Origin of the sequence: Clostridium sp. C1 (assembly GCF_018223625.1) — a bacterium.
Lineage (GTDB): Bacteria > Bacillota_I > Bacilli_A > Erysipelotrichales > Coprobacillaceae > Allocoprobacillus.
In genome coordinates, this window is sequence record NZ_CP073631.1 from 2,356,539 (window position 1) to 2,382,120 (window position 25,582).

A 25,582-nucleotide genomic window follows, 5' to 3' on the forward strand; every position below is an offset into this window, starting at 1 on the left:
GCTAAACTAAACATTAAACATAAACGACAGGAAAAAACAGAAACGAGTTTAATATTATCTTTTTCCATAAACTTATTTTATTTATTTTTGAAAAGGTTTATCTAATTTTATTTTATCATGTAGTCATCTATTGTCAATAAAATAATACATATTTTTAAAGGTATATATATTTAATAATATGTCTGATATAATTGAAGCGGTGATATAAGGTGCCTAAAAGAAATATATATTTTAAATTTGAAATGCTGATTTTATCAATATTGCAATATAAAGATTGTTATGGATATGAGTTGACTCAAATTATTAAACGTTTATCTGATGATGTTATTGATATAAAAGAAGGTGTGCTATACCCTAATTTATATAAATTGTTACAAACAGGATATATTTCAAGTTATGATCAACTTGTTAATAGAAAAGTAAGAGTCTATTATCATCTTGAGGAATCTGGTAAAGAATATTTAAAAGTGATATTACGGGAATATTTATTATGGGAAGAAAAGATTGATAAGATTATTCATTGCAAGAAGGAGGATATTGATGAATAAGGAAATGAAAAGATATTTAAAGGATATAAAATTGTTATTGCCTATTTTTGGAAAGGAAGAAAAGAAGTATTATCAACAATTGAAAAAGCATATTATAAAAACATTTAACAATCAAACATCTTATAGTGAGATTGTAGAAGAAGTAGGAGAACCTTATGAGGTTGTTCAAGCTTATTATGAGGAAGTTGGAATTAAACAGTTTATGTTTAGGTTAAGATTGCAAAAATATATACATTATATTTCTATTGTTATAATTGCTACTACAATCGTTTTAGGTTTATTTAGAATTTATTACTTGAGTAGTTTATATGAAGAAGTTAAAAATGCACAACCAATAACAGTTGAAGAAATTATACAAGAGGAATAGATAATTTATATTTTATTGAATACTTTAATACATAAAGGGGAATAAACTAATGAAAAAAGTCATCGCTATTATAATTTGTATTTTAATTTGTTTAATACAAAATGTTGCTGCATATAGTCATATGAAAACGCATATTGATTTTGAAGACGGAATGATTGTGGAAACAATTATTGAAGAATCAAATATTGTAATGTATTCTACGAAAACAAAAACAGGTACTAAAACAAAAAATTATAAAGATTCAAGGGGTAACACATTGTATTCAGTGAAGTTAACTGGAAATTTTAGTTATACTGGAACAACAGCAAAATGTATTTCATCTTCTCTTGAAGCTACCTCATATCATAAAACATGGAAAGTGTTTTCTAAATCATCATCTAAAAATAAAAACACTGCAGCTGGAAAGGTTGTCATGAAACAGTATTATGATGGTCAGGCTATACAAACTAAAAATGTATCAATAACTTTAACATGCAGCAATACAGGAGTTTTATCTTAATAAAATTTATAGAAGTTTGCTTAAAAGGCAAACTTTTTTAATTATATTAAAAAAGTTTGAAATAAAAAAAGAAAAATGAAATATTTTTGCGTATATAAATAATAGAGAGGTTAGAAATATTATATGATGTTTACTATAAGCAAAGATTTGTGTATAATATGTTTAGCCTCTCCTCTATAGGAGGGATTCGTTGATGAAAAAGGATCATGTGTTAAAGGATTTCTTCTCATACCCTATCCGTTTTGCTGACTTCATGAATGCTCTTTTCTTTGATGGTCATGCTATTATTCATCCAAGTGACCTTCACCCTCTTGATTCCAGAGAGATATTTATTGGTGACTTTCTTTCTAAGGAACGCACTCATGATGTCATCATGATGTGGGAAAGAAAGGATTTTCAAGCTATCTTGATTCTTGAAGCTCAAAGCTGTGTTGACTTTACAATGGCATCAAGAACACTGCTTTATGATGCACTGGTCTACAACATGCAGGACAGACGATTCAAGAATCATATGCTGATGCCAGTGATGAGCGTCGTATTGTTTCATGGCGAAGGGAAATGGAATGCCGTGACATCATTGCTGGAAAGAGTCAAAGGACCAGAGGAAATCAAGAGAAAACAGAATGACTGGAAGATGAGGGTTGTAGACATGAAGGAGATGGATGAAAACCTACTGAAAAATGAAGACAATAAAAAGGTCATCAGTGGATTAAAGATAATATGGAGAAAAGATGAAGAAGGATTAAAGAAGATGATCATTACAAAAGCGGTAGCCAGAGTACTGGCAACATTGACAGGGAGAGAAGACATACTGAAAAAAATGAAAGGAGATGGAGGAACAGTGGAAATGTATTCATTCTGGAAAGATGCAGAGAAATCAGGTATGGAAAAAGGAAAACAACAAGGAAAGTTAAGTGTTGTATTGATTCAATTAAAAAAACTATTAGGCAAACTCACACCAGATTTAGAGATGAAGATAGTTAATAGTAAAGAAGAAACGCTTGATAGTATTATTATCCATATATTTGAAATACATAACGAAGAAGATGTATTAAAGTATATTTATAAATAGGAGAAGTATAAAATGAAATAGAGAAAAAAGAACTCTTAATCTATATGATTTTGAGCTCTTTTTTCTCTTTCTTGCATTTCTTCATAACTGAACATACAACCACAGTAGTTTTGGCGATACATTCCATATTCTTTTGTCATTTGTGTAGATTTTAAATAGCCATTATTCTTTTTGAAATCTGCATATAAAAAACGTGGAGAATCACACTGCCATTGATGACCAATTTCATTAATCCATTGACTATTTTTATGTGGAGAAACACTTAAAACTGTTGTCCAATAATCAAAATGATGTATTTTAGCATAGTCAAAGGTTCTACGCATTCTCAAACTATAACAAAGCTTACATCTCACACTTCCTTCAGGATATTCTTTTAAAGGATAGAGATGAGAAATCCATTCTGCATTGTTATAAGGGTCTTCAATGACTTTAATATCTTGTTGATAGTCTTGGTTAAATTTTTCTATAAAAGATAAAAGTTCATGAAAACGTCTTTGATATTCTTCTGGTGGATATATATTAGAATTAGAATAATAGATCGTAATCTGAAAATGTTCACTTAATTCTTTAATAACATTACTTGAACATGGACCACAACAGACATGTAATAATAATGAAGGATGACAATTGCCTAATTTTTGAATTTCTTCCTGTAATTTTAAATCATAGTTTATTTTCATTATTGAATAAACATGCAATCACCAAATGAGAAGAAGCGATACTTTTCTTCCACAGCGTGATGATAAGCTTTCATAATAAACTCCTTATCAGCAAATGCACTGACAAGCATAACTAAAGTAGATTTAGGAAGATGGAAATTCGTAATTAAGGCATCAATCGCTTCAAACTGATATCCAGGATAGATAAAAATATCTGTACTTTCCTGTGTTGCTTTAAACTGTCCATATTTTTTATAATTCGCTTCTAAAGTTCTTGTTGAAGTTGTACCTACACTAATAATACGTTGACCATTTGCTTTAGCTGTATTTAATTTTTGTGCAGTTTCTTCATCAATCATATAAAATTCGCTATGCATGTGATGTTCTAAAACATCATCTACTTTGACAGGTCTAAATGTACCTAGTCCTACATGTAGTGTGACATCTAAGATTTCAACACCCTTTTCTTGAACCTTTTCAAGAATCTCATCAGTAAAATGTAAACCTGCTGTAGGGGCAGCAGCACTACCTTCAATTTTTGCATAAACTGTTTGATAACGACTAGAATCTTCTAATTTTTCTTTAATATATGGCGGTAAAGGCATTGTACCTAAATGATCTAAGATTTCATAAAAGATACCATCATAAATCATCTCAAAATGACGAATCCCTTCTTCACCAATATAAATACATTTTGCTTTTAAAGAACCATCACCAAAAGTAATGATTGTACCCATTTTCACAATTCTGGCATTTCCTACTAAACATTCCCATACATTATTTCCTAAATCTTTCAATAATAGAACTTCAACATGACCATTTGTTTCCTCTTTTGTTCCATAAAGTCTGGCAGGAATGACTTTTGTATTGTTTCTAACCAAAATGTCACCAGCATGTAGATAATCTAAAATATCATAAAAATGTTTATCTTCAATGGTTCTTTCTTTTCTATTTAAAACCATTAAACGAGAAGTATCTCTTTTTTGTAGAGGAGTTTGTGCAATCAATTCTTCTGGTAAGTTATAATCAAATTCACTTAATTTCATTTAAAACGCCCTTTCATATACATCTCTACCATAACTATTTAAAAATTCTTCTTTAAAATCTAATAAACGATCTTCTTGAATGGCTTTTCTGATATCTTCACTTAATTGTAATAAAAATGCTACATTATGAATAGAAAGTAAACTCTTTCCAAATAATTCATCACATTTATGTAAATGTCTTAAATAAGCACGAGTATAATTTTGACATGTATAACAATGACACTTGTCATCAATAGGTGTAAAATCATATTTATATTTTTCATTATTAATATTCATACGTCCATGATGTGTCATTAAAGCACCATGTCTGGCAACTCTTGTAGGTAAAACACAATCAAACATATCAATACCACGAATCGCACCTTCAATTAAATCAATAGGATTACCAACACCCATTAAGTAACGCGGTTTATCATCTGGTAACCATTTTACGGCATCATCGATCATCTTATACATGACATCTTTAGGTTCACCAACACTTGTTCCCCCAATAGAATAACCAGGAAAATCCATTTTTACTAATTCTTTAGCACTTAACTCTCGTAAATCTTCAAATTCTCCACCTTGAACAATACCAAATAAAGCTTGGTCTTTACGCTTATGAGCATCTTTACCACGTTTGGCCCAACGTAGAGTTCTTTCCACACTTTTTTTCATATAATCATGTGTTGAAGGATAAGGGGCACATTCATCAAAACTCATAATAATATCTGCACCTAGATCATTTTGAATTTGTATAGATTTTTCAGGAGATAAAAATAACTTTTTCCCATCAACAATACTTTTAAAAGTGACTCCTTCTTCTTCAATTTTTCTTGTCTTTCCTAATGAAAAAACTTGAAAACCGCCACTATCAGTTAAAATAGGACCATCATAATTCATAAACTTATGTAATCCTCCAGCCATTTTCACCACATCTTCACCAGGTCTTAACCATAAATGATAAGTGTTTGCTAAAATGACTTGAGAATGCATCTCTTTTAATTGTTCTGGAGAAATACCTTTCACTGTCGCAAGTGTACCAACAGGCATAAACATAGGTGTTTCAACATCACCATGAGGTGTATGTAAAATACCATATCTTGCACCTGATTGTTTACACACATGTTTTAATTCATACCAAAAACCTTCCATTTTTTCACCTCTTTTTAGCATAAACATTATACATGAAAGGGAGCATAAGTTCAAATTTTATTGATTGAAATTCTATGCAAAAGAAAAGAGTATGTTAAAATAAAGATAAAGGATGTGGTTACGATGAAATATATTTGGATTGTGTTATTGTTGTTATTGGGAATTGCTATGGTAGGAAGACCTGATTTGTTATGGAAAATAGAACATTTCTGGGATATGAAGAATGGAGAACCTTCAGAGTTGTATATCGCTTTGATGCGTGTTATGGGAACATTTTGTATTATAGGCTCTATCATATTTTTCATTGCTCTTTTTATTTAAAGTCCTTCAATCAGAGTTTATGATTATAGTAGTACTCAATCGTTTATATATCAATATAATATGACTAAATCTAGATTTAGTATAAAGAACTCAAGAGATATTCATATAGAAGATAGTGTTTATCAATACTTTGTAGAACCAAATTCGTAATGTTTTCGTAGGAATGATAATAAGTCTTTTGATATAAATTTTATGGTTAAAGTTATATTAAAAATAATAGTCATGATAAGGTTGATTGTCATGGTCAAAGATATAAATAAAAAAGAGGATTTGGAATCCTCTAATCAAAAGTGACATATTCGTTTTTGAGTGGTGGAATGACTTTTAAGTCATCCACTTTTAATAAACAGAAATTTCCGTTAATATCTGAATCATATTGAACATCAATTGTTCCAGTGACTTCAACCCATTCATTAGGAATCAGTTGTTTAGCAGCAGGATGTTCACAGACCATACCAATTAAAGACGTATCTTCTTCACAACAAACCATAGCTAAACGTCCTAATACAAATCCATCTTCAAGCTGTTTATCTCTGCCAATAAATTTACCTCTTAATGTGACTTTCTTTTGATTGTATTTGTCTGGATGATCTAAAGCATCCATACAAAATATACCAAAATCATGATCTAATACATGGATTTCATCTTGAGATATATCAAATGGTAATTCATCATCTTCTAAAGTATTCACAGTTCCATCTTCTTTTTCATAAATAATCTGGCATGTAGAATTGATGGCTTTAATGTTATTTCTTAAAAAAGATTTTTTCATAGATGCATCAATACGATTGAAGATAAGTAAATCACTGTATTTAACATGTTGATAAAGTAAAGAACGCATATTTTGAATATATAAAGCAAAAGTTTTCGCATTGATGGTTGTTAAAACTTGGACAACTTCCCAATCATCAGGTTTTTCACATTCAACAATATGATCAACATTATACATTCCATTGACTTCCATTAAAACTTGGGTTGGATGATATTTGTTTTCAAGTTCCTGTAAAAATTCTTTATTAAATTCATCTTCTTTATGAATATAAACAATATCACAATTGAACGATTCAATTTCTTCTTGTGAGTATTCTTTTTCACCTTGTTCACTGACAATTAAAACAGTTTTCTCATTTTGACAAAAATCAGTTGTTGTAATGGTATCATTAATAAAAGATGATTTTCCGCTATCTAAAAATCCTGTAAATAAATAGATTCTTGTATTCATTATTCTACTCCAAATAATTCATAAATTTTGTCTTCTAATAAATCTTTACCGATAACACAGATACGGCCAGTGTAATCAGCGCTACCAAAACGAATTTCATATTCTCCAGGCACTAAATCAAAGTGTAGCCATTTCTTATCTGGTGTAGGTAAAATACCTTTTGCACGCAAGATATCTCCATATTCATGAGATGAAGATAAAATCTGAAGAATTTTATCTAACTGTTCCTGTGTATAAGTATGAACAGTTTCTTTTCCTAAACTTGTAAAGACTTCATCTGCGTGATGGTGGTGATGATGACCACATTCACATTCATGGTCATGATGATGTCCATGATGACATTCTTCGTTTTCGTGATGATGGTGACAACATTCATGATGTTCATCATGATGATGACAATGTTCGCCATGTCCATGATGATGTTCGTGATGGTGGCAGTGTTCACCGTGTTCATGATGGTGGCCACATTCTGGACAAATATCTGCTTCTTTCATTAATATATCCTGTAAAGAATTTTGATTTTCCATTGTCTGTAAAATAACTTGTCCATCTAACTCATCCCAAGCTGTAGTGATAATCGAAGCAGTTGTATTCATTGATTTAATAATATCAATAGCTTCTTGAACTTTATCCATAGAAACATCTTGAGTACGACTTAAAATGATTGTAGAAGCATATTCGATTTGATTATTAAAGAATTCTCCAAAATTCAATGAATATGTTTTACATTTTTTAACATCAATAACTGTCACAAAACTATTTAACTGAAGTTCATCACTATGAACATTTTCAACAGCTTTAATCACATCAGAAAGTTTTCCTACACCGGAAGGTTCAATAATAATACGATCAGGATGATACTTAGCTACGACTTGTTTTAAAGCTTCGCTAAAATCACCCACTAATGAACAACAAATGCATCCAGAGTTCATTTCTGTAATCTCAATTCCAGCTTCTTTTAAGAAGCTTCCATCTATACCAATCTCACCAAATTCATTTTCAATTAAAACAACTTTTTCATGACCTAAACAATCCTGAATAAGTTTTTTGATTAATGTTGTCTTTCCAGCTCCGAGAAAGCCAGAAATAATATCTACTTTACTCATTTATTCGACCTTCTTTCTTTTTGTATTATAGCACTCGTATTTTTAACAAGCAAATGAAATAACATACAATTCTCTTGATAAAAAGATGGAATAAGACTATAATTGTTAGTGTACTAATAATTAGCATACTAATGAAAGGAGGAAATCATGAAAACACCTTTTTATATGTTGGTTTTTAAAGCTTTTCATGCCCAAAGGCAAAAGAATCGAATGAATATGAATGCTTTTCGTTTATCACCCGGTCAACCAAAAGTACTACGATATATTCAAAATCATAAAGATTGTAAATTAAAAGATATCGCAAAAGAATGTGATGTTGAAAGTGCTACAGTGAGTAAGATTCTTGATAACCTGGAAGAAAAAGGCATGATTACAAAAGCCATTAATCCTCAAAATAAACGTGCTTATCAACTGAATTTAACAGTTGAAGGACAAAAGGCTTTAGAAAAGTGGGATGAACATTGTTTAGAAATAGAACAGATTTCTTTAAAGGGATTTAGTGAAGAAGAAAAACAGCAGTTTCAAGACTATTTATCTCGTATGTATACGAATTTAACAGGAAAAGAAATTTTATAGGAGGGGAAAATATGATTAAGCGTTTATGGCCATATGCGAAAAAATATCAACGTTATTTTTTACTGGCATGTGCCTGTATTATTGGAGAAACAGTTTTTGAACTTGTGATACCTGTATTGATGGCTAATATTATTGATGTAGGTGTAGCCAATAAAGATACAAATTATATTGTGATACAAGGGATACTGATGGTTGTTTGTGCCTGTATTGCTTATGTTTTAGGAGTCCTATATGCTCGTTTTGCAGCTACGGCAGGACAAGGATTTGGAGCCGAATTGAGAAAAGATGAATTTGAAAAAGTTCAGAATTTTTCTTTTGCGAATACTGATCATTTTTCAACGTCGTCTTTAATTACCCGTTTAACAAGTGATGTTATTATTATTCAAAATGCGATATGTAATGGAATTAGACCATTAGTCAGAGCACCCTTTATGCTTTTGTTGGCATTATTTTTTACTTTTACTATTAATGCAAAATTAGCTCTTATATTTTTGGTTTCTACACCTATATTGGGGATTGGATTATTTGTCATCGTAAGAAAAGTTGGACCACTGTTTAAGTTTATGCAATCAAGTATGGATAATATTAATACAGTTGTCCAGGAAAATTTAAATGCTATTCGTGTTGTTAAATCTTATGTCAGAGAAGGGTATGAATCTGAAAAATTTGAAGGCATGAATGAAAATTTAAGAGAAAATAGTGAAAAAGCCTTTCGTACTTCAGTATGGAATATGCCATTATTCCAATATGTGATGTATTTAACGATTGTTTCTATTTTATTTTTTGGTGGACAGATGATTTTAGCTGGAACGATGAAAGTTGGAGAATTGACTGGTTTTTTAAGCTATGTCATGCAGATATTAAATGCATTGATGATGATTTCTAATGTCTTTTTAATGTTAACAAGATCTATTGCCAGTTGTGAGCGTATTATTGAAGTGCTTGATGAAGTACCAGATATACACGATCCACAAAATACATCAGAAATTGTTGAAAATGGTACGATTGATTTTCACCATGTTTATTTTAAATATAAATCAACAGCTAAAGAATATGTCTTAACAGATATTGATTTACACATACCGGCAGGATCAACGATTGGTATTTTGGGAGGAACGGGTTCAGCGAAAACGAGCTTAGTACAGTTGATACCTAGACTTTATGATGTTAGTGAAGGAGAAGTCTTGGTTGACGGGCGTAATGTGAAAAATTATTCTGTAGAACATTTAAGAGATAGTGTAGGAATGGTTTTACAAAAGAATACTTTATTTAGTGGAACGATTAAAGAAAACTTGCTTTGGGGTAATAAAAATGCAAGTGATGAAGACATTGAATGGGCTTGTCATATTGCTTGTGTGGATGAATTTATAAAAAATTTCCCAGAAGGTTATCAAACTGATATGGGACAAGGTGGAGTCAATGTTTCTGGTGGACAGAAACAAAGATTATGTATTGCCAGAGCATTATTAAAAAAACCAAAAGTTTTGATTTTAGATGATTCTACAAGTGCAGTAGATACGGCCACAGAAGCCAGTATTCGAGAAGGGTTGGCATCTTTAAAAGATACAACAAAAATCATTATTGCTCAACGTGTTTCGAGTGTTCAACATGCTGATCAGATTGTGATTTTAGAAGATGGACATATTCATGCAGTGGGAACGCATGATGAGTTGTTGGCACATGATCACATTTATCAGGATATTTATTATTCTCAATTGGAAGGAGCTGGTTTATAATGGCAAGACAAATTACAAATGCAAAACCTCAAGATATGATGAAAACATTAAGCTCCTTTAAAAAGTATATTGGATATCATAAATATGCTTTAAGTTGTGTAGCTGTTTTAGTTATTATTAGTACAGGAATTAATCTTTGGGGAACATTTCAAATTCGTACGGTCATTAATCAATATTTAATGCCGGGGGATTATCAGGGATTGGTCCGTTTTATTATTTTTATGATTGTTGTATATATGATTGGAGCGACTTCAACAGCCATTTATAAACAATTGATGGTGCATACATCTCAAAAGATTGTTAAAGAAATGCGACAAGACTTATTTGATAAAACACAAAAATTACCTATTCAATATTTTGATAGTCATACACATGGAGAAGTAATGAGTCATTTTACAAATGATTTGGATACAGTTCAAGATGCTTTAAATAACTGTTTTGATAATTTAATTCAAAGTTTTATTATGATTGTAGGAACATTGATTTTAATTTTTGTATTAAGTTGGCAATTATCTTTAATTGTTTTTGCCTGTATGTTGATTATGTATTTTATGATTCAATATTTAACAAAAAGAAGTAAACATTATTTCTCTAAACAACAGGCGGCATTAGGTGATTTGAATGGTTTTATTGAAGAAATGGTTGATGGTGTTAAGGTTGTAAAAGTGTTTAACCATGAACAGGCTAATATTGAAGAATTTAATCGTCGTAATCGTATTTTACAGGAGGCTGCGACTAATGCGTTGACTTATTCAGGAAGAACAATTCCTACAGTTGTTAGTATTTCCTATTTTAATTACGCTATTGTTGCTTGTATTGGTGGATTTTTAACAATCTCTGGTTTTATGGATTTAGGAAGTTTATCTTCTTATCTGGTTTTTGTCAGACAAACAGCACAACCTGTTAATCAGTTTACACAACAGTTGAATTTTATTTTAGCAGCTATGGCAGGGGCTGAAAGAATATTTGATATGATGTCAGAAAAACCAGAAATTGATGATGGAAAAGTCACATTAACAAGAGTGCGTAAACATAAAGATGGCCATTTAAGTGAATGTCAGGAACATACAGGATATTGGGCATGGCGTCATCCTAGACCAGATGGAAGTATTGAGCTTGTCGAATTAAAGGGTGATGTGCGTTTCCATGATGTGGTGTTTGGCTATGAAGAAAATGTTCCAATCTTGAAAAATATTAATTTGTTTGCGAAACCGGGACAAAAAATTGCATTTGTTGGAAGTACAGGTGCAGGAAAAACAACGATTACAAATCTGATTAATCGTTTCTATGATATTTCTAGTGGAAGTATTACTTATGATGGTATTGATGTGAAGCTCATTAAAAAAGATGATTTAAGACATTCTATTTCTATTGTTTTACAAGATACACATTTATTTACTGGAACGATTGCTGATAATATTCGTTATGGAAAACTGGATGCGACAATGGATGAGGTGATTGAAGCAGCTAAATTAGCGAATGCTCATAGCTTTATTAAACGTTTGCCTAATGGCTATGATACAATGTTGAGTGGGGATGGAGCAAATCTATCACAGGGTCAACGTCAGTTATTGGCCATTGCCAGAGCAGCAATTGCTGATCCACCTGTTTTGATATTAGATGAAGCGACAAGTTCGATTGATACTCGTACCGAAAAATTAATTGAAAAAGGTATGGATCGTTTAATGGAAAATCGTACAGTTTTTGTGATTGCTCATAGATTATCAACAGTTAGAAATTCTAACGCTATTATGGTATTAGATCATGGTGAAATTATTGAACGTGGTAGTCATGATGAATTGATTGCACAAAAAGGACGTTATTATCAGTTATATACAGGACAATTTGAATTGGATTAAAAAATAGCACTTGATTGTGCTATTTTTCTTTTCCTAAAAGTGTTGCGATACTTCTGACCATTGCTCCAGTTGCGCCAATATTAGGCTTTTTCGCAGTAGAAGCGATATCCAAATGAATCCATTGTATGTCTTTTTCAACAAATGCTTCTAAAAAGTTAGCCGCAACACTGGCATCACCACCAAGTGTCATTGAACAATTTGTCATATCAGCACTATTTGATTTTAATTTATCAAAATATTCTTGATCTAATGGTAATCGCCATCCTTTTTCATCTGCTACTTTCATAGCTTCTTCAAATTTATGATAATAGTCATCGTCATTACTGAAAACAGCTGTGTAGACATCGCCTAAAGCTGGACCAGTCAATGTTCCTAAATCAATGATGGCTTGAACACCAAGTTGTTTAGCATAAGTCATCGCATCGCAAAGAACTAATCTTCCTTCGGCATCGGTAGTCGTGATTTCTACTGTTTTTCCAGATAATGTTGTGATGACATCCTGTGGTTTATATGCCTTTCCACTAACAAGATTCTCAGTGACTGGTACAATTCCATATACATTTGTCTTCGCTTGACTTCTTGCCAGTATCTGCATGATTCCTAGCACATCTGCTCCTCCACACATGTCATATTTCATTCCATAGCTATTTCCTTTAAGATTGTATCCTCCTGAGTCAAATGTCAGCCCTTTTCCTATCACTGCCTTATATGCATTGTCACCATCTCCATTATGCTTAAGAACAATCATATATGCAGGAATATCACTTCCCTGATTGACTGATAGGATTCCTCCTGCTTTCATATCTTCTAGCTGTGCCTTATCAAGAATGGTACATTCCATACCATAATCTTTAGCCAATTGAATGGATTCCTTGACCATATCATCTGGTGTCATTAGATTAGATGGTGTATCAGCCAGTCTTCTGGCATAGTTGATACCTTCGCCATAGATGGTAGCTTCATTGATTTCATCTTGAACATCTACTGATGCAAGAACATCCATATTCATGATAGGTTTCGCATCATGTCCGATTTTTCTTTCTTCATATTGAGCTAAGATATGTGATTCTAACCAGACTCTTACCATTGTTGACTGATTGTCTAGATGATTTACAACAAGCTGTACAGGTTGCTTGATATCTTTGGATACAGTAGTAGCTATCTTTCTTAGCTTGTCTGTTGTGATTTCATTTTGTTTTCCCAAACCTACAAAAAGAATATAAGAGAAAGGATATTTTCCAAAAGTATGAATCTGAGTGATTTTAGAAAAGTCCTTATCAATATCTTGAGTGATATCATATCCTAGTGTATCAATGATATCTTGGCATACAGATTGTTCTTGATATATAGGATAAATCATAACGTTATTGTTGAATTGTTTAATTTGTTGCATGTTGTAACTCTCTCATAAAAGTATAATCATAGATTGATATGGAGAAAGTTGAATTTGATGATCATAAATATGAATGTCATCATTGGATAAAAGAACCTTTGAGTAGTGTTCTAGAGGGAATGATGTTGTTTTATTTTGTAGATTTTGAATACATAAGATTTGATTTTGTTTATCTTGTCTTATATAAGCAATGACATATTCTTCACTATCTAATGGAGTAAAATCACCATAAACAAAAGTCTGATGATATAAAGGATTTTGTCTTAACGCAATCATCTGTTTATAATAAGATAAGACAGAATCAGAATCATTGATTTCTCCAGCAACATTGATTTCCTTATAATATTCATTATTAGCCAACCAAGGTTTTGTATCACTGAATCCAGCATAACGTTGATTGTTCCAGCTCATAGGTGAACGTGTATTATCACGGCTACGACGATTGACAAAGTCTAAAGCTTCTTCTTCGCTATAACCTTCCTGTAAAGCTCTACGATATTGAGCATGTGAATTAAGATCATCAAAATCATTGATAGAAAGTTTATGATTGTTGATGGTTCCTATTTCTTCGCCTTGATAGATAAAAGGTGTTCCCTTTAAAAACATAAATAATTGACCTAATGCTTTTGCAACTTTAGGAGTACGTTCTTGAGGATTACGAATGAGTCTATTTAAACTTCTTTGCATATCATGATTTTCTAAAAAGACACCACACCATCCTGTTTTAAAGATTTCTTTTTGACTTAAAAATAACTTATCTTTATATTCCTGCATTGTCCAATTTTGAAGTGGGAACCATTCTTCATGTTCAGTAATATCAATATGCGAATAATTAAAATCAAACATCATTGAAAAACAACCTTTTTCACCAATAAAAATATCTAATTGATGATAAGGAACACCAACAGCTTCAGCAACAGTCATACATTGATGAACATCAAATGTTTTTTCTCTTAATTCTTTAAAGAAGACTTCAATTCCGGGTTGATTTCTTGCAAATTCAAAACATGAAGATAAACCATCAGCACCATCTACTGGACCATCTTGCCAACTTTGATCCTTTTTTATAAAGTTAATAGCGTCAACTCTAAAACCAGCAATCCCTTTATCTAACCACCAGTTAATCATACGATAAATATCTTCACGCATTTGAGGATTTTCCCAATTCAAATCAGGTTGTTTTTTAGAAAAAGAATGAAAATAATACATATTGTCTTCATGAGGCACTTTTTCCCAAACAGAGCCACTAAAAACAGAACGCCAGTTTGTTGGGGGTTGATCATTTTTCCCTTCTTTAAAAATATAATAGTTTCGATAAGGACTATCAGGATTTTTCAATGCTTCTTGAAACCATGCATGTTCATCAGAAGTATGATTAATCACTAAATCCATAATAATTTTGATATGTCTTTCTTTCGCTTTTTGGATGAGTTCATCAATATCCTCCATTGTTCCAAAATCTGGATGAATCTGATAATAATCAGAAATATCATAACCATTATCATCCATTGGAGATTGATAAACAGGACAAATCCAAAGCATTGTCACACCTAAATCTTCTAAATAATCTAATTTTTCAATAATTCCTTGAATATCACCTATCCCATCATGATTACTATCTTTAAAACTCTTTGGATAGATTTGATAAACAATTTCTTCTTTCCACCATTCTTGCATTATAATCACCTCTACTCAAATTATAACATGAACATCTCTATCATTTTACATTTTTTCATGTTTTTCATATAATAAGAAAAAGGAGTTGAGAATATGTTATATAGAGATGGACATATGCACTTAGAAAATGGACCACTAACAAAAGAATATGTTTTACAGTTTGTAGAAGCTGCTCATCAAAAAGGATTGGATGAAATCCAGATATTAGATCATACTCATCGCTTTATTGAATTTGAGCCTATTTATGAAGATTTAAAAGTATATGATGTTCAAAAAACATGGTTAGAAAATAAAGCAATGAAATTTAAAGACCAATTAAGTGATTATATTGATTTAATGAAAGATATTCAAAAAATGGATTTACCTGTCAAAGTTAAATATGGATTAGAAGTCTGTTATGTTCCTCAATATGAACAAAAGATTAAAGAAATCATCGATTCATATTCATTTGATTTTCTTGTTGGAGCAATTCATTCTATTGATGGTATTTTATATGATATGAGTTTTTCAAAAGAATTATTATGGAATCGTTATGATGTTGATGATATTTATCATAGATATTATGAGTTAGTCTTTCAGTTAATAGAATCTGATTTATTTACACAATTAGCCCATCCCGATACAATTAAACTGTTTCAGATTTATCCAACATATGATTTAAAACCAACCTATCGAAAAATGGCAACTCTTTTAAAACAACATCATATGAAAGCAGAAAATAATGTTGGTTGTTATTATCGTTATGGACATCCTGATTTAGGGTTGTCTGATGAACTTCTTCGTATTTTGAAAGAATATCAAGTAGAGCTGATTTATGCTTCAGATGCTCATCAACCAGAAGATGTAGGTCATTCTATTAAAGAAGCAATGCTAAGACTGAATGAAGATTAAGGAACTATGATTCTTAATCTTTTTTATTCTTTTTTGAAAATAGGTGAATATATTATAAAGGTGATGAAAGATGGTTGATATTGTATACAATATATTATTGTTTTATTACAAATTATGAAAAATTATAAAATTAATTGATAAATTTGTATAAATCATATATAATATCATCATATTTTGTAAAAGGAGGATGTCGTTATGACAAAAAGAGTTTATAACTTTTCAGCAGGTCCATCAACATTACCTGTATCAGTATTAGAGAATATTGCTTCACAAATGTTAAACTATCACGATAGTGGTATGAGCGTTATGGAAATGAGTCATCGATCATCATCCTATCTTGAAATCTTTAATGAAACAAAAGCTATGTTAAAGAAGGTTATGAATATACCGGATAACTATCAGATATTATTTATTCAAGGTGGGGCAACACAACAGTTTTCAACCATTCCTTTGAATTTGATGAAAAATGGAAAAGCAGATTATATTGTGACAGGTTCTTTTTCAAAGAAAGCGGCTCAAGAAGCACAGAAGTTTGGAGATGTGCATATTGCTTATGATGGTAGTGACCAAGATTTTAAACATATTCCAACACAGGATGAATTAAATATAAGAGAAGATGCATCATATGTTCATTTGTGTTCTAATAATACAATTTATGGAACTGAGTGGAAATATGTTCCCGATACACATGGGATTCCTATTGTGGCTGATATGTCTTCAAATATTTTATCAAAGCCTATCAATGTGAGTGATTATGGTATGATTTATGCTGGAGCACAAAAGAATATGGGAATTGCTGGTTTAGGTGTAGTGATTGTTAGAGAAGATTTGATACAAGAACATCAAGAAAAAATACCAGTATTAATGGAATATGATACATTATCTAAAAATGATTCTATGTATAATACGCCACCAACATTTTCTATTTATGTACTAGGAGAAGTTTTAAAATGGATTGATTCTTTAGGTGGTTTAGAAGTTATGCAAAAGAGAAATGAAGAAAAAGCAAAACTTCTTTATGACTATTTAGACCAAAGTGATTTCTATAAGGCACATAGTTATCCAGAGAACCGTTCTATGATGAATGTCACATTTACTTGTCCAAGTCAAGAATTAGATGCCAAGTTTGTCAAGGAATCTGTTGAAGCGGGAATGACAAATTTAAAAGGTCATCGTTCTGTAGGTGGTATTCGTGCTTCTATATATAATGCTATGGAAAAAGAAGGCGTAGAAACATTGGTTGCTTTTATGAAAAAATTTGAAGAAGAAAATAGGTGAGATGAATGTATAAAATCAAGTTAATGAATAAAATTTCTAAAGTAGGGACAGATTTGTTTGGACAACAATATCAAATAGGAGAAGATATAGAGAACGAAGATGGTATTTTGGTGCGTTCTGCATCTCTACATGATTATCAATTTCCATCAACACTTTTAGCGATTGCCAGAGCAGGGGCAGGTGTGAATAATATTCCTATTGATCAGTGCAGTGAACAGGGGATTGTTGTTTTCAATACACCCGGAGCGAATGCGAATGCTGTTAAGGAGCTTGTTTTATGTGCATTGTTTCTTTCTTCAAGACAAATTGTAGAAGGTATTGATTGGGTTAAAACGTTAAAAGGACAAGAGGGAGTTGGAAAACTTGTTGAAAAAGGGAAAAGTCAATTTGTAGGACCGGAAATTGATGGGAAAAAGTTAGGTATTATAGGTTTAGGGGCTATAGGAGTTCATGTTGCTAATGCGGCAATTAAATTGGGGATGGAAGTTTATGGCTATGATCCATATATTTCTGTAGATGCTGCATGGGGTATGAGCAAATGGGTGAAAAATGCTCAAAATATGGATACGATTTTTAGTGAATGTGACTATATTACACTTCATGCTCCAAGCACTCCTGAAACAAAAGCAATGATTAATCAAGAAAGCATTGCAAAGATGAAAGATGGAGTACGTATTATAAATTTTGCCAGAGCAGATTTGGTAGATTCTCAAGCTGTTTTAGAGGGGATTCAAAAGGGGAAAATCAAAAAGTATATAACAGATTTTGCAACAGAAGATATTATTGATCAAAAGGATGTTATCGTGATGCCGCATTTAGGAGCATCTACACCAGAATCAGAAGATAATTGTGCCATTATGGCGGTTAAAGAAATGCAAGACTATTTAGAGAATGGAAATATCACTCATTCTGTTAATTTACCATCTGTTCATGAACCACGTACGACAAAGTATCGTATTTGTTTGATTCATAAAAATGTTCCTAATATGTTAGCACAGTTTGCAACATTATTTGCTAATAAGCATATTAATATTGAAAATATGGTGAATAAAGCCAAAGGAGAATATGCTTATACAATGATTGATACGCAAGATGTTGTTGATTGTGAAGAATTAAAGAATTTAGATCATGTGATTCAAGTAAGAGTTATTGAATAAAGGCAAAATCAATTTTTGCCTTTTTGTCATATATGAATTCTATTTAAGAGAATGTTTTTTTTCATGAATGTAGAAATCTATGATAAAATAATGTCAAAGGGGATTGATATTTATGAAAAAAATAATAGTTTTTGTCATGGCGATATTATTGTTATGTGGTTGTACATCATCTGAAACAACAAAGACAAATGCAACCACAACAAAACAACCAACAGTAGAAACACTTGATACAGCACAAACATATACAATAGATGATCAACTTGAATTTGAAATCATAAAAACATCACTGACAAAAGAAATTGCACCAACAAATAAAAATAAAACATATCAGTATCTTCAACCGATAGATAAGCAACATATTTTTATTGATATGATATTGAAAACAAAAAACTTATCAGACAAAGAATATGAACTTCATAATATATATCAAGGTACAATGCATTTTACTCAAGAAGAACATGATATAGAATTGGCTATTGAATCATCATATTTTACACAATTAAGTACAACGGATACTTTAAAACCACATGAAGAAAGATATGTTCATCTTTATTGTGAGGTGAAAAATGAAAACGAAAAAGATGTTCAAATGGATTTAAAAGTCATGAATCAAAAAGAATATCAATATACATTTTCTTTAGAAGAAGTTCATAAAGATTCTCAAGTCAAATCAATAGGTGATGTGATTAATTGTACAAGCTCACAAATTGTTTTATTAGATTATCAACAAAGTGAACGCATTGAACCATCCCAAAAAGGATTTTTCTATAGTTATCATCCTACAGAAAATGATAATCAAATCTTTGTTGTATTATCATTAGAGATTCAAAATCAATCATCTTTAGATATTGATCCTTCCCAGTATCTTTATTGTGAATATCAAATAGATGAAGACATTATTCATTCACAAATCATCTTAGAAAGTGAAGATCATGAATCTATTTCAAAAAAAGGAAGTATCCTTGCAGGTCAAAAAAGAACATTATATTTGGCTATGCCTATTTTAAAAACACAAGCGAATAAAGAAGGAACATTAGAGCTATTTGTTGAAGGAAATACTTATGAGATTGATTGGCAAAGTTATCAAAATATGTGAGAAACTTGAAAATTTTATTATTTTCAAGTTTTTTTTGTGAATAGAACAATAGATTTATAAAATATTTGTTTTTTATATTGACATAGAGATAAAGAGGGGTGTATTATAACAGTGTTATATAACGCTGTTATAAGGAGTAGAAGAATGCAGGATACATCAAATTTAACATTGGATAAAATTCAACAAGCAGCTCTTGACGAGTTTCTAGAGAAAGGATTTAGAGGAGCCTCTCTACGTCAAATTGTTAAACATGCTGGAGTAACAACAGGAGCTTTTTATGGGTATTTTTCAAGTAAGGAAGCTTTATTTGCTTCAATTGTTGAACCACATGCTCAAGCAATAATGGCCCATTTTATACAAGCACAGCTTCAATTTGCGGCTCTACCAAAAGATGAACAACCTTCACATATGGGAATTGAATCGAGTGTTTGTGTTGATTGGATGGTTGATTATATTTGTGATCATCGTGAGCCTGTGAAACTTTTGTTATTGAAGGCTGAAGGTACAAGCTATGAAAATTTTGTTCATAACATTGTTGAAGTAGAAGTGGAATATACTTTAAAATATGTAGAAGTTCTTAGAGAACTTGGACATCAAGTGCCAAAGCTTGATAAAACCCTATGCCATATTATTGCAAGTGGTATGTTTGGTGGGATTTTTGAGGTTGTTATCCATGATATTCCAAAAGATCAGGCAATGCGAGATGTAGGACAATTAAGAGCTTTTTATACTGCCGGTTGGTTAGCATTGATGGAAGAAAAATAAAAGGGTATACCAACCTGCAATTTTTTACTCCAACAGTTAGCTTATGCTAACAATGGTGGAAGGAGGAATACAATGGAAAATAAGAAAAAAGGATCCATTATGACTTTATTGGATTATGCAGGAAATTACAAAGTATTAACTTTTATTGGTCTTGTTTTATCAGCAATTTCTATGCTTTGTAGTATTGTGCCATATGTTTGTATTTGGTTAGTTGCAAGAGATTTGATTGGAGCAATGCCAGATTATTTATATGTTCAAAATCTAGAAATGTATGGATGGGTTGCTTTTGGGTTTGCAATCATTGGAATTATATTTTATTTTATTGGATTATTATGTACGCATTTATCTGCATTTAGAACTGCTGAAAACATAAGAAAGATAGGTATGAATCATATTATGAAGGCACCTTTAGGATACTTTGATAATAACGCTTCAGGACTTATTAGAGGAAGGCTTGATAGTGGAGCAAATGATACAGAAACACTCTTAGCACATAATTTAGCTGATATAGTAGGAACGATTGTTCTTTTTATAGGGATGGTTATTTTGATGTTTGTTTTTGATTGGCGTATGGGATTGGCTTGTCTGCTATCTGCAGTGATTTCCATTTTGATGATGTTTTCAATGATGGGTGGTAAAAACGCAAAGATTATGGCTGAATATCAGGCTGCCCAAGATAAAATGACAAAAGCTGGAACGGAATATGTAAGAGGAATACCCGTTGTGAAAATATTTCAACAGACAGTTTATTCGTTTAAGTCATTTCAACAAGCTATTGAGGAATATAGTGATAAAGCCGAGTATTATCAAGGAAAAGTTTGTCGTGTTCCTCAATCCATTAATTTAACATTCACTGAAGGAGCATTTATTTTTTTAATTCCAGTGGTTATTCTTTTGATACCTGAAGCATTAAATGGTGGGCAATTTCATGAACTTGTAACAAATTTTATATTTTATGCGGTTTTTTCAGCTATTATTTCAACAGCCCTTGCAAAAATTATGTTCGCTTCATCAGGAATCATGTTGGCAAATACAGCAATTAGCCGTATCGACATGGTTATGAAAGCACCAATACTTGAAAAGTGCATCAATCCTCAAATGCCAAAGGACAATAGTGTTGCTTTTAAGGATGTAAGTTTTACTTATCAGGGATCAAATATTCCTGCTTTATCACATGTATCTTTCCAAGTTGAGTCAGGTCAGACAATTGCATTGGTTGGACCATCGGGAGGAGGTAAAACCACAGCAGCAAGTTTAATTCCAAGATTTTGGGATGTGGATGAAGGTATTGTAGAAGTAGGTCATGTGAATGTCAAAAATATCGATCAGCATGTTTTAATGAATCAAGTAGCTTTTGTTTTTCAAAATACTCAACTTTTTAAAACATCTATTTTAAATAATGTGAAAATTGCTAATCCTCAGGCATCAGATGAGGATGTGATAAAAGCATTACAAGCTGCAAGATGTCAAGATATTATTGAAAAACTTCCTGATGGTGTACATACACAAATTGGAAAAGAAGGAACATATTTATCTGGCGGTGAGCAACAACGAATTGCCCTAGCAAGAGCTATATTGAAAAATGCACCCATTGTTGTATTGGATGAAGCGACTGCTTTTGCTGATCCTGAAAATGAAGTTTTGATCCAAAAAGCTCTTAGCGTTTTGTGTCAGGATAAGACAGTTATTATGATTGCTCATCGTTTATCAACAGTTGTTAATGCGGATAAAATCATTGTCTTAAAAGATGGAAAAATTATTGAGGAAGGACGTCATAAGGAGCTCTTAAATAAAGAAGGTCTATATCATAAAATGTGGAATAATTATAATCAATCAGTGAAATGGAAAATTACAAGTGGGAAGGAGGGTATATAAATGTTTGGAGAAAATTTTAAACGTAAATATGCTTTAACTCATCAAGGTGTTCAAAATGTTAAAAAGGGAACGTTTTGGACGGTTATAGTTAATATTGTTGTTATGGGTGGTATAAGTATATTATATTTGCTCATGAATCACCTTGTTTCTCTTTTAATAAAAAATCAAGCTGAAATGAATGTTCTTGTTATTATTGGTTTATTGATTGCATTTGTATGTCTATCATTTATAACTCATCTTCAACAGTATACTTCAACATATGGATTGGTTTATGGAGAAGTCAAAGCAACGAGAATTTCATTGGCAGAAAAATTGCGTCAATTACCGCTAGGATATTTTCATAAAAAAGATATTGCAGATTTAACGGAAACACTAATGGGAGATGTAAACCGAATGGAACATGTCTGGTCACATGTTCTTGGTTATTTGTATGGTTCTTATATTTCAACAGGGATTATTGCTGTGTTCTTATTTATCTATGATTGGCGATTGGCGATTTCCTGTCTTTGGGGTGTACCAGTGGCATTTGGCTTACTATTTGGTTCTCGTCAATGGACTTCAAAAGCATCTCAAAAACTTAAACAGGCAGCAATACAAGTCTCTGATGGTATCCAAGAATCATTGGAAAATGTGAGAGAGATACGAGCAACTAATCAAGAAGAAACTTATCTTCAAGGACTTTATCAAAAAATAGATACACATGAAAAAGTGATGATTAAAGGTGAACTGGTAGCTGGATTGTTTGTCAATGGAGCAAGCGTAATTATGCGTTTAGGTGTAGCAACAACAATTTTGGTTGGAGTACATTTGATTGTGCAAGGACAAGTTGATTTTATGATTTTGTTTATGTTTTTATTAGTGATTACAAGAATTTATGCACCTTTTGATCAAAGTCTAGCATTAATTGCAGAAATGTTTATATCTCAAGTATCAGCAAATCGTATAACAGAAATATATGATACACCTGTTGCATCAGGTGAAAAAACATTTAAGCCAAAAGGACATGACATTGAGTTTCATCATGTTTCCTTTGCTTATGATTTACAAGATGTTTTAAAAGATGTTAGCTTTATCGCAAAGGAAGGTGAAGTGACAGCTTTGGTTGGACCATCAGGGTCAGGTAAAAGTACTTGTGCTAAATTAGCGGCACGTCTATTTGATGTTCAAAAGGGAAAAATAACAGTGGGTGGTGTTGATATCAATGAAGTTGATCCAGAAGTTTTATTGAGTGACTATTCAATGGTATTTCAAGATGTTGTTTTATTTGATGACAGCATTAAAGAAAATATTCGTTTGGGGAAAAGAAATGCAACGGATGAAGAAGTATATAAAGCTGCAAAAGCAGCGAATTGTGATGAATTTGTTCAAAAACTTCCTGATGGCTATGATACTCTTATTGGTGAAAATGGTACTAAGCTATCTGGAGGAGAAAGACAAAGAATTTCAATCGCAAGAGCACTTTTAAAAGATGCACCAATCATCTTATTAGATGAAGCAACAGCTAGTCTTGATGTTGAAAATGAAACAAAAATACAAGAAGCTTTGTCAAGACTGTTAGTAAACAAAACTGTGTTGGTCATTGCACATCGAATGCGAACTGTTCAATCAGCTGATAAGATTATTGTTTTAGAAGATGGAAAAGTGAAAGAAGAAGGAAGTCCAGAACAATTATATAAACAAGATGGACTCTATCGACATATGCTCGATTTACAAAATGAGAGTGCTAAGTGGCAAATTGATGCATAAATAAGTCCTCATATAGTTAGTTTGACTATATGAGGACTTTTAACTAGTGCTTGTTTTTCAAATATTTTATTCTATTCAATATTATATCATCTCTCATCAATGCAAAATTTTGTTTGTGATAATCAAATAATATATCACCGCATAAATCCTGATCTGATATATTTGGAAACTGTTTTTTGTATGATAAAATCATATCATCAAAATAATTGATTTGTACTGAAACAATTTCATTATTTATTTTTAATCTTAATGGTGCATTTTCTTGAATCAATTTCTCAGCAAATTTGATATATTGACTTGGGTCTATGATTTCAGCTTTTTTTATCAAGTCTATAAAATCATCAGGGACAGTTAAAAACATAGTTGCATATTTGTTGTTATGAAGTTTGGCAGATTGACATAAATATATCTGTTTATCATAAAATTTGAATTGATATAAGATATAGCATGTAATGTAAAATCCTATTTTTTCATGGGCATAAGATGAAGTCCATATTCTGATTTGATGATGATTTTTTATTTGTGATAACATGTCTTTATAATTTTTAATCATCTTATGAAAATCATAATTGACTTTTAACGTTTGTAATGAAGTTATACGTTCTTCAAGATTTTTAACATTCAAAGAACCTATAGATAAATCATCATATAAATATATAATGTGATGAAAAGAATCAATAACATTTTCAGCTTGAAGAATTTTTAAAATATGATATGTATTGATATCAAAACATAATTCTAACATACAGACCTCCTTATGATTTTATCTATAGTAATCATATCATATGAGTTAGTTTAAAACAACTCGAGACATGCTGACCATTATAAAGTGTAATTTCATATAATGATTCTAATTTATATATTATTCATTTTTGATTTGGAAATGATTTAACATATTATATTTGGTATTATGTTAAATCATATAATGAAATTTTTTAGCAAAATTTCATTATACATGAATATATGAAAATAGCTACTTTTTTGCTTTTATATATTGACAATTATAGGAAATGAGAGTATTCTAATGATGTGGTTAGTAAAGACTAACTTATATTTTTGACAAAGAGTTAGCATGTGCTAATATAAAGAAGGGATGATTATGATGCCATTAACATTAGCCAGTATTGGTGAAGTAAATACAATTCGTAAAGTTGGAGGAAATGAGGAAACAAGACGTTTTTTAGAAAATCTTGGTTTTATAGCTGGTAGTGAAATCACAGTCTTATCTACGATAAGTGGAAACGTTATTGTGAATATTAAAGACTCACGTGTTGCGATTAATAAAGAAATGGCACGTCATATTATGGTGTGATTGAAAGGAGAGGTTAAAAATGAATCTAAGTGAAGCAAAAGTTGGTAGTACAGTCACTGTTACAAAGATTGATGGTGATAGTGCTTATAAACGTCGTATTATGGATATGGGAATCACAAAAGGAACAAGCTTGTATATTAGAAAAGTAGCACCTTTGGGGGATCCAGTTGAAATTACAGTTCGAGGGTATGAGTTATCTGTAAGAAAAATGGATGCACAGTGTGTACAAGTAAAATAGGGGGGTTGA

25 protein-coding genes are annotated in these 25,582 nt (G+C 31.3%); 17 read left to right on the forward strand and 8 right to left on the reverse strand.

Features of this window, described 5'->3' with window-relative positions; all coding sequences use genetic code 11:
* Window positions 1-242 precede the first annotated feature (242 nt).
* The 4 genes from KEC48_RS12655 to KEC48_RS12670 all read left to right on the forward strand — a co-directional run bounded on the left by KEC48_RS12655 (window position 243) and on the right by KEC48_RS12670 (window position 2,486).
* A complete protein-coding gene (locus KEC48_RS12655; RefSeq protein ID WP_239480087.1) occupies window positions 243-548 on the forward strand; it encodes a helix-turn-helix transcriptional regulator in 306 nt (101 codons plus the stop codon).
* Entirely contained in the window at window positions 541-915 is a 375-nt protein-coding gene (locus KEC48_RS12660; RefSeq protein WP_087360462.1) for a DUF6120 family protein, read from the forward strand. Before KEC48_RS12655 ends, KEC48_RS12660 begins: the two co-directional genes overlap by 8 nt.
* Window positions 916-964: 49 nt before the next feature.
* The gene (locus KEC48_RS12665) at window positions 965-1,414 is read left to right on the forward strand and encodes a hypothetical protein (RefSeq protein ID WP_087360459.1); all 450 of its coding nucleotides are present in this window, start codon (window positions 965-967) and stop codon (window positions 1,412-1,414) included.
* A 193-nt stretch (window positions 1,415-1,607) separates the two neighbouring features.
* Window positions 1,608-2,486, forward strand: a complete 879-nt coding sequence (locus KEC48_RS12670; protein ID WP_211962703.1) for an Rpn family recombination-promoting nuclease/putative transposase — start codon at window positions 1,608-1,610, stop codon at window positions 2,484-2,486.
* A gap of 35 nt (window positions 2,487-2,521) precedes the next feature.
* Here KEC48_RS12670 and KEC48_RS12675 read toward each other — a convergent pair whose 3' ends face one another.
* Genes KEC48_RS12675 through tgt form a run of 3 tightly spaced genes read right to left on the reverse strand, consistent with a single transcriptional unit; the run spans window position 2,522 to window position 5,325 of the window.
* Window positions 2,522-3,166, reverse strand: coding sequence for an epoxyqueuosine reductase QueH (locus KEC48_RS12675; protein ID WP_087357003.1), 645 nt, complete (start codon window positions 3,164-3,166; stop codon window positions 2,522-2,524).
* Window positions 3,166-4,191: a tRNA preQ1(34) S-adenosylmethionine ribosyltransferase-isomerase QueA gene (gene queA / locus KEC48_RS12680; RefSeq protein WP_205090865.1), complete on the reverse strand. Its 1,026-nt coding sequence runs from the start codon at window positions 4,189-4,191 to the stop codon at window positions 3,166-3,168. The genes KEC48_RS12675 and queA overlap by 1 nt, the downstream gene beginning before the upstream one ends.
* Entirely contained in the window at window positions 4,192-5,325 is a 1,134-nt protein-coding gene (gene tgt / locus KEC48_RS12685; protein ID WP_249191364.1) for a tRNA guanosine(34) transglycosylase Tgt, read from the reverse strand.
* A gap of 123 nt (window positions 5,326-5,448) precedes the next feature.
* Here tgt and KEC48_RS12690 point away from each other — a divergent pair, with 123 nt between their 5' ends.
* On the forward strand, window positions 5,449-5,646 hold the full coding sequence (locus KEC48_RS12690) for a DUF6199 family natural product biosynthesis protein (RefSeq protein ID WP_211962707.1): 198 nt from the start codon (window positions 5,449-5,451) through the stop codon (window positions 5,644-5,646).
* A 280-nt stretch (window positions 5,647-5,926) separates the two neighbouring features.
* On the opposite strand, the gene KEC48_RS12695 is transcribed toward KEC48_RS12690, so the two are convergent.
* Entirely contained in the window at window positions 5,927-6,868 is a 942-nt protein-coding gene (locus tag KEC48_RS12695; protein ID WP_211962709.1) for a GTP-binding protein, read from the reverse strand.
* Complete coding sequence (locus tag KEC48_RS12700) at window positions 6,868-7,974, reverse strand: CobW family GTP-binding protein (RefSeq protein WP_211962711.1); 1,107 nt, start codon at window positions 7,972-7,974, stop codon at window positions 6,868-6,870. Before KEC48_RS12700 ends, KEC48_RS12695 begins: the two co-directional genes overlap by 1 nt.
* 147 nt (window positions 7,975-8,121) lie before the next feature.
* Here KEC48_RS12700 and KEC48_RS12705 point away from each other — a divergent pair, with 147 nt between their 5' ends.
* Genes KEC48_RS12705 through KEC48_RS12715 form a run of 3 tightly spaced genes read left to right on the forward strand, consistent with a single transcriptional unit; the run spans window position 8,122 to window position 12,145 of the window.
* A complete protein-coding gene (locus KEC48_RS12705; protein ID WP_205090859.1) occupies window positions 8,122-8,550 on the forward strand; it encodes a MarR family transcriptional regulator in 429 nt (142 codons plus the stop codon).
* 11 nt (window positions 8,551-8,561) lie between these two features.
* Window positions 8,562-10,286: an ABC transporter ATP-binding protein gene (locus tag KEC48_RS12710; RefSeq protein ID WP_211962713.1), complete on the forward strand. Its 1,725-nt coding sequence runs from the start codon at window positions 8,562-8,564 to the stop codon at window positions 10,284-10,286.
* Window positions 10,286-12,145, forward strand: coding sequence for an ABC transporter ATP-binding protein (locus tag KEC48_RS12715; RefSeq protein ID WP_211962719.1), 1,860 nt, complete (start codon window positions 10,286-10,288; stop codon window positions 12,143-12,145). The genes KEC48_RS12710 and KEC48_RS12715 overlap by 1 nt, the downstream gene beginning before the upstream one ends.
* Window positions 12,146-12,164: 19 nt before the next feature.
* On the opposite strand, the gene KEC48_RS12720 is transcribed toward KEC48_RS12715, so the two are convergent.
* Window positions 12,165-13,538, reverse strand: coding sequence for a leucyl aminopeptidase family protein (locus KEC48_RS12720; RefSeq protein WP_211962721.1), 1,374 nt, complete (start codon window positions 13,536-13,538; stop codon window positions 12,165-12,167).
* A 12-nt stretch (window positions 13,539-13,550) separates the two neighbouring features.
* On the reverse strand, window positions 13,551-15,215 hold the full coding sequence (locus KEC48_RS12725) for an alpha-glucosidase (RefSeq protein WP_211962723.1): 1,665 nt from the start codon (window positions 15,213-15,215) through the stop codon (window positions 13,551-13,553).
* Between the two features lie 93 nt (window positions 15,216-15,308).
* Between KEC48_RS12725 and KEC48_RS12730 the strand changes: the two genes are divergently transcribed.
* The 7 genes from KEC48_RS12730 to KEC48_RS12760 all read left to right on the forward strand — a co-directional run bounded on the left by KEC48_RS12730 (window position 15,309) and on the right by KEC48_RS12760 (window position 24,023).
* The gene (locus KEC48_RS12730; RefSeq protein ID WP_211962724.1) at window positions 15,309-16,106 is read left to right on the forward strand and encodes a PHP domain-containing protein; all 798 of its coding nucleotides are present in this window, start codon (window positions 15,309-15,311) and stop codon (window positions 16,104-16,106) included.
* 195 nt (window positions 16,107-16,301) lie between these two features.
* Complete coding sequence (gene serC / locus KEC48_RS12735) at window positions 16,302-17,384, forward strand: 3-phosphoserine/phosphohydroxythreonine transaminase (protein ID WP_205091069.1); 1,083 nt, start codon at window positions 16,302-16,304, stop codon at window positions 17,382-17,384.
* 5 nt (window positions 17,385-17,389) lie between these two features.
* A complete protein-coding gene (locus tag KEC48_RS12740) occupies window positions 17,390-18,541 on the forward strand; it encodes a phosphoglycerate dehydrogenase (RefSeq protein ID WP_087357018.1) in 1,152 nt (383 codons plus the stop codon).
* A 112-nt stretch (window positions 18,542-18,653) separates the two neighbouring features.
* Complete coding sequence (locus tag KEC48_RS12745; RefSeq protein WP_211962726.1) at window positions 18,654-19,637, forward strand: hypothetical protein; 984 nt, start codon at window positions 18,654-18,656, stop codon at window positions 19,635-19,637.
* 144 nt (window positions 19,638-19,781) lie between these two features.
* Window positions 19,782-20,402 carry a TetR/AcrR family transcriptional regulator gene (locus KEC48_RS12750; RefSeq protein WP_087357020.1) on the forward strand — a complete coding sequence of 207 codons (621 nt, stop codon included), beginning with the start codon at window positions 19,782-19,784 and terminating at the stop codon, window positions 20,400-20,402.
* A gap of 72 nt (window positions 20,403-20,474) precedes the next feature.
* Window positions 20,475-22,277, forward strand: coding sequence for an ABC transporter ATP-binding protein (locus KEC48_RS12755; RefSeq protein ID WP_211962728.1), 1,803 nt, complete (start codon window positions 20,475-20,477; stop codon window positions 22,275-22,277).
* Window positions 22,278-24,023, forward strand: a complete 1,746-nt coding sequence (locus KEC48_RS12760) for an ABC transporter ATP-binding protein (protein WP_211962730.1) — start codon at window positions 22,278-22,280, stop codon at window positions 24,021-24,023.
* A 43-nt stretch (window positions 24,024-24,066) separates the two neighbouring features.
* Here the strand turns inward: KEC48_RS12760 and KEC48_RS12765 are convergent, their stop codons facing one another.
* Window positions 24,067-24,768, reverse strand: a complete 702-nt coding sequence (locus tag KEC48_RS12765; RefSeq protein ID WP_211962733.1) for a DUF1835 domain-containing protein — start codon at window positions 24,766-24,768, stop codon at window positions 24,067-24,069.
* Between the two features lie 354 nt (window positions 24,769-25,122).
* On the opposite strand from KEC48_RS12765, the gene KEC48_RS12770 reads away from it, so the two are divergent.
* Both KEC48_RS12770 and KEC48_RS12775 read left to right on the forward strand, forming a co-directional pair.
* Complete coding sequence (locus KEC48_RS12770) at window positions 25,123-25,335, forward strand: FeoA family protein (protein ID WP_205090083.1); 213 nt, start codon at window positions 25,123-25,125, stop codon at window positions 25,333-25,335.
* A gap of 19 nt (window positions 25,336-25,354) precedes the next feature.
* Window positions 25,355-25,573: a ferrous iron transport protein A gene (locus KEC48_RS12775; RefSeq protein ID WP_087357024.1), complete on the forward strand. Its 219-nt coding sequence runs from the start codon at window positions 25,355-25,357 to the stop codon at window positions 25,571-25,573.
* Window positions 25,574-25,582 lie beyond the last annotated feature (9 nt).